Annotated in this window: 10 protein-coding genes; 6 read left to right on the top strand and 4 right to left on the bottom strand. The window is 58.8% G+C overall.

The window, feature by feature from the left end; all coding sequences use genetic code 11:
* Positions 1–67: 67 nt before the first annotated feature.
* From HMPREF9538_RS08390 to HMPREF9538_RS08400, 3 genes are read right to left on the bottom strand one after another with little or no spacing between them, the layout of a single operon-like run.
* Positions 68–421, bottom strand: coding sequence for a RidA family protein (locus HMPREF9538_RS08390; RefSeq protein WP_002909094.1), 354 nt, complete (start codon positions 419–421; stop codon positions 68–70).
* Positions 418–1,683 (bottom strand): D-amino acid dehydrogenase, encoded by a 1,266-nt coding sequence (locus tag HMPREF9538_RS08395; RefSeq protein WP_323053212.1) that lies wholly within the window; start codon positions 1,681–1,683, stop codon positions 418–420. Before HMPREF9538_RS08395 ends, HMPREF9538_RS08390 begins: the two co-directional genes overlap by 4 nt.
* Positions 1,684–1,720: 37 nt before the next feature.
* Positions 1,721–2,635 (bottom strand): LysR family transcriptional regulator, encoded by a 915-nt coding sequence (locus HMPREF9538_RS08400; protein ID WP_009485710.1) that lies wholly within the window; start codon positions 2,633–2,635, stop codon positions 1,721–1,723.
* Positions 2,636–2,915: 280 nt separating this feature from the next.
* On the opposite strand from HMPREF9538_RS08400, the gene HMPREF9538_RS08405 reads away from it, so the two are divergent.
* Together HMPREF9538_RS08405 and btuC are read left to right on the top strand one after the other, a co-directional pair.
* On the top strand, positions 2,916–4,349 hold the full coding sequence (locus HMPREF9538_RS08405) for a gluconate:proton symporter (protein ID WP_009485709.1): 1,434 nt from the start codon (positions 2,916–2,918) through the stop codon (positions 4,347–4,349).
* 123 nt (positions 4,350–4,472) lie between these two features.
* A complete protein-coding gene (gene btuC, locus HMPREF9538_RS08410) occupies positions 4,473–5,450 on the top strand; it encodes a vitamin B12 ABC transporter permease BtuC (RefSeq protein ID WP_020317049.1) in 978 nt (325 codons plus the stop codon).
* A gap of 45 nt (positions 5,451–5,495) precedes the next feature.
* Here the strand turns inward: btuC and HMPREF9538_RS08415 are convergent, their stop codons facing one another.
* Positions 5,496–6,296, bottom strand: a complete 801-nt coding sequence (locus HMPREF9538_RS08415) for a MetQ/NlpA family ABC transporter substrate-binding protein (protein WP_002909085.1) — start codon at positions 6,294–6,296, stop codon at positions 5,496–5,498.
* Between the two features lie 236 nt (positions 6,297–6,532).
* Between HMPREF9538_RS08415 and HMPREF9538_RS08420 the strand changes: the two genes are divergently transcribed.
* The 4 genes from HMPREF9538_RS08420 (at position 6,533) to selO (ending at position 9,935) form a co-directional block, all read left to right on the top strand.
* Positions 6,533–7,084 carry a glutathione peroxidase gene (locus HMPREF9538_RS08420; protein WP_004898898.1) on the top strand — a complete coding sequence of 184 codons (552 nt, stop codon included), beginning with the start codon at positions 6,533–6,535 and terminating at the stop codon, positions 7,082–7,084.
* Positions 7,084–7,833, top strand: coding sequence for a vitamin B12 ABC transporter ATP-binding protein BtuD (gene btuD / locus HMPREF9538_RS08425; RefSeq protein ID WP_009485707.1), 750 nt, complete (start codon positions 7,084–7,086; stop codon positions 7,831–7,833). Before HMPREF9538_RS08420 ends, btuD begins: the two co-directional genes overlap by 1 nt.
* An 81-nt stretch (positions 7,834–7,914) precedes the next feature.
* On the top strand, positions 7,915–8,379 hold the full coding sequence (locus HMPREF9538_RS08430) for an NlpC/P60 family protein (protein ID WP_002909082.1): 465 nt from the start codon (positions 7,915–7,917) through the stop codon (positions 8,377–8,379).
* A 113-nt stretch (positions 8,380–8,492) separates the two neighbouring features.
* The gene (gene selO / locus HMPREF9538_RS08435) at positions 8,493–9,935 is read left to right on the top strand and encodes a protein adenylyltransferase SelO (RefSeq protein ID WP_009485706.1); all 1,443 of its coding nucleotides are present in this window, start codon (positions 8,493–8,495) and stop codon (positions 9,933–9,935) included.
* Positions 9,936–9,947 lie beyond the last annotated feature (12 nt).

Here is a 9,947-nt window from a genome sequence, read left to right as displayed (position 1 = left end):
AAAAAAAAAAAAAAATAAAAAAAAAAAAAAGGGCCGCTTGGGGGCCTTTTTTCTTTTCTGTCAATCTTTACGCTTTGACGGCGGTGAGCATGATCTCCACCAGGATTTCTGGTCGCGCCATCTCCGCCTGCACGGCCGCTCGCGCCGGGCTATAGCCTTCCGGCATCCATTGCACCCACACCTCATTGAATGCGGCAAAGTCACGCTCGATATTTTTCAACCAGATCTGCGCGGAGAGAATGTGCTGCTTATCGCTCCCGGCCGCGGCCAGCAGCGCGTCGATCTTCTCCAGTACTTCACGGGTTTGTAAAACGATATCGTCTTCATTGCTTTTTGGCGTCTGCCCGGAGAGGAACAGCAGATCGCCATACGCAACGCTGGCGGCAAGACGAGGTTGTGGATTATTGCGAATAATTGTCATGCGGTTTGTTTCCATGTGAGACCTTCTAAAGAAATGTCTGGCATCTGATTGTCGATTAACGCGCCCAGCACCACCGCGCTGCCGGCGGCGAGAGTAAAGCCGAGGCTACCCTGGCCGAGGTTCATCCACAGGTTGGGGTATCCGGCGCGCCCCAGCATCGGCGGGCCAGCTGGCGTTGACGGGCGCATGCCGGTCCAGACTTCGGCCTCGTCCAGCCCCTCCAGTTCAGGAAAGCTGCGGGCGACGATGTTTTTCAGCGCCTGAATGCGGCTTTCGCGCAGTTCGTCGCCGTCGTAGCCGATGTCCACCATCGCCGCGATACGCAGCTGTTGGCCAAGGCGGGCATAAACGATTTTGTGCCCGTAGTCGGTGACGCTGATGTCAGGGGCAATACCTGCTTTTTCAGGATAGGGCAGGGTCAGGCTGTACCCCTTCAGGGCGCACAGCGGCACGCGAACCCCCAGATGCCCAAGCAGAGAACCACTGCCGTTACCGGCGGCGACGACATACTCATCGCCGGTGAGGGTCCCCTGACTGCTCTCCAGGCTGCTGATGCGTCCCCCGCGCTTATTGAGTCGCCGCACCTCACACTGGGTCAGCAGGCTAAAGTCGCTGCTGGCATTGAGCTTGTCGAGCAGGGCAAGGCAGAACTGATGACAATCTGCCGTTTCATCGCCTGGCGAATAGATTCCGCCCTGCAGAGAAGGACTAATATGTTTGAGCGCCGGCTCCAGCTGCAGGCAGGCTTCAGCATTCAGCGCCTGCTGATACTGAGGATCAATCCCTTTTGCTGCTTTATTAAAATCATATTCGCGACGATGGATAATTAATTTTCCGCTGCGCCGCCAGTGGAAATCGGCAAGATTATCCTCATCCCGCCACGCCTGCATGACCTGACGGCTGAGCAGCGACAGGCGTAAAATATGGTCGCCATTCATTTTATTGGTCTGGTTATTACAGGCGCGCAGAAACTGCAGCAGCCAGCGCCACTGCTGGAGAGACATCCTGAGACGCATATTCAGCGGCGAATCGGCTTTGCCCATCCATTTCATTCCCTGCAGGGGAACGCCGCTGTCGGCAAGGGGGGCGACGTAGCGGTAACTTAATTGTCCGCCGTTGGCAAAACTGGTGGCGCTGCCCGGTTCGGCATTGCGCTCCAGTAATTGCACCTGATGGCCGCGCTTGATCAGTTCCCAGGCCGTGGCCAGACCGACCACGCCGCCGCCGATAATGACAATGCGTTTGTTCATAACCCGATATATCCACCGCTGATAAATTTATCGGGTTATGTCAAAGCATTTACCCCAGCGGCGCAATTGACTTTTTATGGTCAGGGTATAACCGCAGGTTAATCTCCTTGAGCTGCTGGCGCAAACGCTGGCAGAGAAAATCGACGAACTTTTGCGCCATCGGGCTCAGGGAAACGTCGGCCCGGCGTAACAGACAGAGGTTAATCGCCATCGGCGGCGTAATGGGATGGATCATCTCCGGGGCCAGGTTGTGCTGGGCGGAGAAGATATCAGTGATGCTGCAGCCCATGCCGCGCTTCACGAACTCGGTGGCCATATAGTAGGTCTGGACGTTTAGCCGGGTGGTGGAAAAGTCGCGACGGGTGGCGATGGCGGCAGAGAGCGAGTGCGGTCCCGGCGAGATCCAGCGCTGCTGGTCGATCTGAACGATCTCCACCGCCCCCTGACGATAATGACGGTCGATGTACACCAGCGGTACTTCGGCAATCAGGGTGGTCAGGATCTCCCCCTGCTGCACCGGCTGTAGCGTCAGCGCCAAATCTATCTCGCGCAAATCCAGTTTTTTGACCAGCGTCTCGGTGTGCTCGGTAGTGAGCGTCATCACCAGGTTGCTGTTTTGCTGATAAAAGTCGGTCACCAGCTCCGGCACCAGGCTTAACCCCAGGCTTGGCAGACAGCCTAAAGTGATCTTGGCGCGCGGATCGCGAGCCAGGTTGTCGGCCAGCAGGCGCAGGTTGTCCAGGTCCTGATAAATGCTCTGCGCTTTTTCGAAAAGTGTGATCGCCTCGCTGGTCGGCAGCAGCTTGCCGCGCACCCGCTGAAACAGGGTAAAACCCAGCTTCATTTCGGCGCTTTTTAACGCTTTGCTGGCCGCGGGCTGGGAGATATTGAGCGCTTCCGCCGCCCGCGATAAAGAGCCGCAGGTCATGACGGCATAGAAGATTTCCAGATGACGCAGTTTCATGAACAGTTAACTCAGGGTTATAGCCTACCGATAAAAAGTCATTTTCTACTAACACTAAGTTAACATAGATTTAATCACCAATCAGCGCATTGGTTACATCTTGTGCTGTAGACCCCGCCCAATGGCGGCATATTACGCTCTCAGAATCGTTTCCTTTGTACCCAAACAAACCCTCAGGCCGCGGCCAATCAATAATGAAAAAGAGGGAGGATATTTTCTGAGCAGGCCCCCATACACCACCTGACCATCATGGTCGGATTGATTGGCATTAAGGAGTGTTATGAGTGACTCAACGCTCACAGGCAATGCGCCTGTCAGACAAAATATCACGCGGAAAAACGTTATTATTGGTCTGTTATTGCTGCTGTTCGTGTTGATCGCGCTGTGGTGCCACGGTCGACCAGGCAGCGAGCTTGGTCTGCTGGGATTTACGCCGCTGGTGGCGCTAGCGATATTATCGCTGATCGGCGTTGATATTGTGCTGGCGGTCATCTCCTCGATTATTATCGCCATGATAATGACCTCGACCGGCCTGCCGGAAATGGGCACGATGCTGGCGAAATCCACCGGGTCATTTATTGCCACCGTTGGGCTTATCATTATGCTCGGCGCCGGCGTGGGGGAAGTGGCCACCCGCACCGGCGCAGCGGTTGAGCTGGTAAAATTTGTCGTCCATCGCATCGGGTTGTCGAGTCAGACGCGGGTGAAATTCGGCATTGTGGCGTCATCGATTTTAATTTGCGGTTCGCTGGGCACTATGGCCGGTGGCAATGCCATTATCGTGGCAGTAATCATTCCGGTGGCGGCAGCGGTACGCTTGACGCCGCCAACGGTCGCCGCGCTGATGATGACCGCCGGTTCCGTTGGGCTGTTTACCGGGCCTTTCACCCCCAGTACCGTGACGATCCTCAGCCTCGGTGGGTTGAGCTACCCGGATTATCTGCTGTACGTTGGTCTGCCGATGAGCGCGGTCACGCTGCTGGCCGGCTGGTTAATGGCGGGACGGATCCAGAAGATGACCGAAGGCAAACTGCGCTATGACGTCGATCTCGCGGAAAAGCCGCAAGAGGATCTCAGCGCCGCGCAGCAGCGTCGGCGTAAATTAAGCGCGCTGGCCTTCGCGGCGACCATCATCGTGATGGCGATCGTTGGCGTGGTGATTAAAGCCGGCTTCAGCTTCGCGATAATCGTGATGCTGCTGGTGGCCCTGATGACCGGCCTGGTAGGCGGCCTGCGACCGACGCAGATCCTTCAGGCCCTGTATCACGGCTGCGGCCGCCTGGTGTGGATGTTTATTCTCTACTGGCTGTACAACCCGATCCTTGAGCTGATGGATGGCCTGCACGCCTATCAGGGGCTGCTGGAGTATACCCAACCGCTGCTGGAGGGGATCTCCCCGGCCTGGCTGTGCTTTAGCATCTTCGCGTTCAATATTATCGGCCATGTGCCCGGTGCGGCGGTGGCCCAGATGACCTTTACTCATAAAATCTTTGGCCCGATGCTGATGGCCGCCGGCGTGCCGCCCCAGGGGACCACCGCCGTGCTGCTGGCCTCATCCCAGGTGGACTGGTTCGGGCCGTTTCCCTCATCAGATATGTTCGGCCAGATGGGGCTGGCGCAGTCTACTCATCTGAAATATATGCTCTATAACGGCTGGGCAATCGTGGTGGCTAACATCATTCTCTTTGCGCTGCTGTTTCAGATTCTGGTGTGACGAACGACCGCAGACGCGGAGGAGATTTTCCTCCGCGTCGACGTTTGGTCGTGAGGTTTTCCTTTTCTCACCGCGACAGCCACCGTAAAATCAGCCTCTTGTTCCCCCTGCGTAATGGAATCTATGCTGACTCTCGCCCATCTTCAACAGCGCCGCAGCCGGCGTTGGCTCTTCGGATTAACGCTGTTGCTGCTGGTCACCCTGCTGATCAGCCTGTGCGCGGGGGAGCAATGGATCCCGCCCGGCGAGTGGCTCAGCGCCAAAGGTCAGCTGTTTATCTGGCAGATCCGCCTGCCGCGAACCCTGGCGGTGCTGCTGGTGGGGGCGGCGCTGGCGCTCTCCGGGGCGATTATGCAGGCGTTGTTTGAAAATCCTCTGGCGGAGCCGGGGCTGCTGGGGGTCTCCAACGGCGCGGGCGTCGGGCTGATTGCCGCCGTCCTGCTGGGCAAAGGAGTCTTGCCCGGCTGGGCGCTCGGCCTGTGTGCCATCTTTGGCGCGCTGCTGATCACTTTTATTCTGCTGCGTTTTGCCCGCCGCCATCTGTCTACCAGCCGTCTGCTGCTGGCGGGGGTGGCGCTGGGGATCATCTGCAGCGCCCTGATGACCTGGGCAGTCTACTTCTCCACCTCTTTTGACCTGCGTCAGCTAATGTACTGGATGATGGGCGGGTTTGGCGGCGTCGACTGGCAACAGCTGTGGCTGATGATAGCCCTCCTGCCGGTGCTCTGCTGGGTCTGTCTGCAGTCGCAACCCCTGAATTTACTGGCGCTGGGCGAAGTCTCCGCTCGTCAGCTTGGGCTGCCGCTGTGGCTGTGGCGCAAATTACTGGTGGTGGCGACCGGCTGGATGGTCGGCGTTAGCGTGGCGCTGGCGGGGGCGATTGGCTTTATCGGTCTGGTGATCCCGCATATTCTGCGGCTATGCGGCTTGAGCGATCACCGGGTGTTGCTCCCGGCCTGTATGCTGGCCGGGGCAAGCGCCTTGCTGGGGGCGGATATCATTGCCCGGCTGGCGCTTTCCGCCGCAGAGCTGCCGATTGGCGTGGTGACGGCGACGCTGGGCGCGCCGGTCTTTATCTGGTTGCTGCTGCGCTCGCGGTGACGGGGATAGCGCGACGCCGTCTGCAGGGACGGCGCCGGCTCGGGCTTACCAGCCTTTGATCGCGTCGCCTTTGTAGACTTCCTTCGCTTTTTCCGCGACTTCACTGGTCTGGAAGGCGGCTTTCAGTTCCTGAATTTTCTTGCTGTCCTTATTATCCTCGCGGGCGACGATCGCATTCACGTAAGGGGAATCCGGTCCCTCCATGAACAGGCCGTCGCGGGCGGCAGACAGGCCGGCCTGGGCGGAGAAGTTGGTGTTAATGATTGACAGGCTGACGTTCGGGTCATCCAGAGTACGAGTCAGCTGCGGGGTATCCACCTCCACAATTTTCAGCTGTTTTGGGTTGTCGATGATATCCAGCGTGGTGGGTAAATAGCCGACGCCCGGTTTCAGCTTGAGCAGTCCCTGCGCCTGCAGCAGCAGCAGGCTGCGGCCCAGGGTGGTGGTTTCATTAGAGATGGTCACTGTCGCCCCCTCAGGGAGCTCGCTGATATTTTTGATACGATGTGAATAGGCGGCGATAGGGAAGACAAAGGTTTTACCGACCACCGCAAATTTATAGCCGCGCTCTTTCGACTGCGCCTCAAGGTACGGCAGGGTCTGGAAGGCGTTGGCATCGACATCTTTGTTGTTCAGCGCTTCGTTGGGCAGCACATAATCATTGAAGGAGACCACTTCGACGTCGAGGTGGTATTTATCCTTCGCCACCTGCTCCACCACTTTCCAGATGGCTTCGTCCGGCCCGGTATTGATAGCGACTTTTACTTTATTATCTTCATCCGGGGAGCAGGCGCTCAGCAGGGCGACAGAGGTGGCGATTAACGCCAGGCTAAACAACTTCTTCATCACTAAAACTCTCTTAAATTAACAAGTAACGAAACCATATTACATTCATGGAACACTGTACACGGAAATGGTCGACGGCCCAATTGAGAGGATTTCATGTTGCCGGCGGCCAGCGAAGCGCTGTTACATCATGCGACAACTCGGGGGGAATGGCAGTAGAATGGCGGGCGCTGAATCCGCTACAGTAGAAAGGGATCACCTTCACCGGAAACCGGTTTATCCATTGAGGACAGGCTATGCAACATGACATTCTGAATACCGAAGTGACGACCATTGATGGCGAGAAAACCACCCTGGCATCCTTTGCCGGCAAGGTGCTACTGATCGTCAATGTAGCCTCGAAATGCGGCCTGACGCCGCAGTATGAGCAACTCGAGGATCTGCAAAAGCAGTTTGCCGCCGAGGGCTTCAGCGTGCTGGGGTTCCCCTGCAACCAGTTCCTCGGCCAGGAGCCGGGCAGTGAAGAGGAGATTAAGACCTTCTGCAGCACTACCTATGGCGTCACCTTCCCGCTGTTTAGCAAAATTGACGTCAACGGCGAACATCGCGCGCCGCTCTATCAAAAACTGATTGCCGCCGCGCCGAAAGCGGTGGCCCCGGAAGGCAGCGGTTTTTATGAGCGGATGGCCAGCAAAGGCCGGGCGCCGCTGTATGTGGACGACATTCTGTGGAACTTCGAAAAATTCCTCGTCGATCGCCAGGGCAACGTCATTCAGCGCTTCTCTCCGGATATGACGCCGGACGATCCGCAGCTGGTGGCGGCGATTAAAGGAGCGCTGGCGCAATAATGTCGTTTCTGATGCAGCTACAGGATGTAGAAGCGGCGGGGCGCCTGGCCCCGTTTTCTGCGGCTTTTCGCGCCGGGGAGATTGTCCATCTGGTGGGGCCGAACGGCGCAGGGAAGAGCACGCTGCTGACCCGCATGGCGGGGCTGTCCGACGGCCCCGGCACGGTTCATTTTAACGGCCGGCTGCTTGACGAGTGGCCGGCGAGGGAGCTGGCGCGCCGTCGCGGATATCTGTGTCAACACCAGACCCCGCCGTTCGCCATGCCGGTATGGCACTACCTGGCGCTGCATATGCAGCAGCAGGGTGATAGCGCCCGTCTGAGCGATATCGCGGCCAGGCTTGGTCTGGACAATAAGCTGGGCCGTCCGGTCAATCAGCTGTCGGGCGGCGAGTGGCAGCGCGTGCGGCTGGCGGCAGTGATCCTGCAGATCGATCCCTTGAGTAATTCCGCGGGTCAGCTGCTGCTGCTGGATGAGCCGATGAACAGTCTGGATGTGGCCCAGCAGGCGGCGCTGGATCGGCTGTTACACGAGCTGAGCGCGGCGGGGATTGCGGTGGTGATGAGCAGCCACGATCTCAACCATACCCTGCGCCACGCCGGTCAGAGCTGGCTGCTCTGCCAGGGGGAAGCCATCGCCTGCGGGGAGACCGCCGAGGTGCTGAATGAGGAAAATTTAACCGCTGCCTATGCGATCCCGTTCCAGCGCGTTGAGGTGGCCGGTCATATTATGCTCATCGCGTCACAGTAGCACGCAGTTATCTTGTCACTATATTGATAAACAAGCTAAATTATTGCGATAAAGAGACTAGGGACAGAGGGATCATCTGAAATGCGCTTCTGGTTCATGTTGGCGGCGGCGTTAATTTTAGCCGGCTGCAGCAGCCATCGGGCACCGCCGCCGAATCCTCGGCTGGCTGACTCCATCACGGTGGTGGCGAATCTGAACGAGCAGCTGCGCAGCTGGCGCGGCGCACCGTATCGCTACGGCGGCATGACGCCGCGCGGCGTTGACTGCTCCGGCTTCGTGGTGCGCACGTTTCGCGATAAATTTGCCCTCCAGCTGCCGCGTGAAACCCGCGAGCAGGCGGAAATCGGCACCCGCATCGATAAGCGCGATCTGCTGCCCGGCGATCTGGTGTTCTTCAAAACCGGCTCAGGGGAGAGCGGCCTGCACGTTGGCATCTACGATACCGACAACCAATTTATCCACGCCTCCACCAGCCAGGGCGTCACCCGTTCCTCGCTGGATAACGTCTACTGGAACAAAAAGTTCTGGCAGGCGCGGCGAATCTGACGTCATTCAGAAGCAAGAGGGAAGCGAACGCTTCCCTTTTTTATGCCGATAACCCTGCACTCCGCCCGTGTTAATCCGCTGTTCCAGGCACTACACTGGAGAGAGGAGGAACCATGACCCTTTCTTTTACCACCCACTGGCGGGATGAACTGCCGGACTTTTACACTTCCCTGTCACCAACGCCGTTGGATAACGCCCGACTCATCTGGCGCAACGCCCCGCTGGCGCAACAGCTGGGGGTGCCCGACGCCCTGTTTGCGCCTGAAAGCGGGGCCGGTGTCTGGGGCGGCGAAGCGCTGCTTCCGGGCATGTCGCCGCTGGCGCAGGTATACAGCGGCCATCAGTTTGGCGCCTGGGCCGGCCAGCTGGGCGACGGACGCGGGATCCTGCTCGGCGAGCAGCAGCTGGCGGATGGCCGCCGTTACGACTGGCATCTGAAAGGCGCCGGCCTGACTCCTTATTCGCGGATGGGGGACGGCCGCGCCGTGCTGCGCTCGACGCTCCGGGAAAGTCTGGCGTCGGAGGCGATGCACGCTCTGGGGATCCCGACGACGCGCGCCCTGGCGATGGTGACCAGCGATACCCCGGTCTACCGCGAGCGCGTGGAGCCCGGCGCGATGCTGATGCGGGTGGCCGAGAGCCATGTCCGCTTCGGCCATTTCGAACATTTTTACTATCGCCGTGAGCCGCAGAAGGTCCAGAAACTGGCCGACTATGTTATTCGCCACCACTGGCCGCAGCTGCAGGATGAGGCGGATAAGTACCTGTTATGGTTCCGTGACATTGTCATGCGTACCGCGCAGACTATCGCCAGCTGGCAAACCGTGGGCTTTGCCCATGGGGTGATGAATACCGACAACATGTCGATTCTCGGTCTGACCATCGACTACGGCCCGTATGGCTTCCTTGACGATTTCCAACCGGACTTCATCTGCAACCACTCCGATTATCAGGGGCGCTACAGTTTTGAAAACCAGCCGGCGGTGGGGCTGTGGAATCTGCAGCGTCTCGCCCAATCGCTGTCGCCGTTTATCAGCGCTGAAGCGTTAAACGCGGCGCTGGATGAGTATCAGCACGCCTTGCTGACCGCTTATGGCCAGCGGATGCGCGATAAACTCGGCCTGTTCAGCCAGCAGAAAGGGGATAACGACCTGCTGGACGGGCTGTTTGCCCTGATGATCCGCGAGAAGAGCGACTATACCCGGACGTTCCGCCTGCTGAGCCACAGCGAACAGCTCAGCGCCGCTTCGCCGCTGCGCGATGAGTTTATCGACCGCGCGGCCTTTGACAGCTGGTTTGCCGGGTATCGTGCGCGGCTGCGTGATGAACAGGTGGACGACGCGCAGCGCCAGCAGAGGATGCAGGGCGTGAATCCGGCGCTGGTGTTACGTAACTGGCTGGCGCAGCGGGCGATCGAGCAGGCTGAGGCGGGCGATGTGGGCGAGCTGGAGCGCTTGCATGCCGCGCTGGCAGACCCCTTTACCGATCGCGAGGACGACTACGTCCGCCGCCCGCCGGACTGGGGGAAACGTCTGGAAGTCAGCTGCTCGAGCTAACTTGCCTCCCGC

It is taken from the genome of Klebsiella sp. MS 92-3 (assembly GCF_000195655.1).
Taxonomy (GTDB): Bacteria; Pseudomonadota; Gammaproteobacteria; order Enterobacterales; family Enterobacteriaceae; genus Klebsiella; species Klebsiella pneumoniae.
This window is presented reverse-complemented; position numbering and strand designations above follow the sequence as displayed.

Excerpts from the sequence above, each read along its gene's own strand:
- HMPREF9538_RS08390 (WP_002909094.1), bottom strand. The coding sequence starts at position 421 with ATGACAATTATTCGCAATAATCCACAACCTCGTCTTGCCGCCAGCGTT.
- HMPREF9538_RS08400 (WP_009485710.1), bottom strand. The coding sequence starts at position 2,635 with ATGAAACTGCGTCATCTGGAAATCTTCTATGCCGTCATGACCTGCGGC.
- HMPREF9538_RS08405 (WP_009485709.1), top strand. The coding sequence starts at position 2,916 with ATGAGTGACTCAACGCTCACAGGCAATGCGCCTGTCAGACAAAATATC.
- btuC (WP_020317049.1), top strand. The coding sequence starts at position 4,473 with ATGCTGACTCTCGCCCATCTTCAACAGCGCCGCAGCCGGCGTTGGCTC.
- HMPREF9538_RS08415 (WP_002909085.1), bottom strand. The coding sequence starts at position 6,296 with ATGAAGAAGTTGTTTAGCCTGGCGTTAATCGCCACCTCTGTCGCCCTG.
- HMPREF9538_RS08420 (WP_004898898.1), top strand. The coding sequence starts at position 6,533 with ATGCAACATGACATTCTGAATACCGAAGTGACGACCATTGATGGCGAG.
- btuD (WP_009485707.1), top strand. The coding sequence starts at position 7,084 with ATGTCGTTTCTGATGCAGCTACAGGATGTAGAAGCGGCGGGGCGCCTG.
- HMPREF9538_RS08430 (WP_002909082.1), top strand. The coding sequence starts at position 7,915 with ATGCGCTTCTGGTTCATGTTGGCGGCGGCGTTAATTTTAGCCGGCTGC.
- selO (WP_009485706.1), top strand. The coding sequence starts at position 8,493 with ATGACCCTTTCTTTTACCACCCACTGGCGGGATGAACTGCCGGACTTT.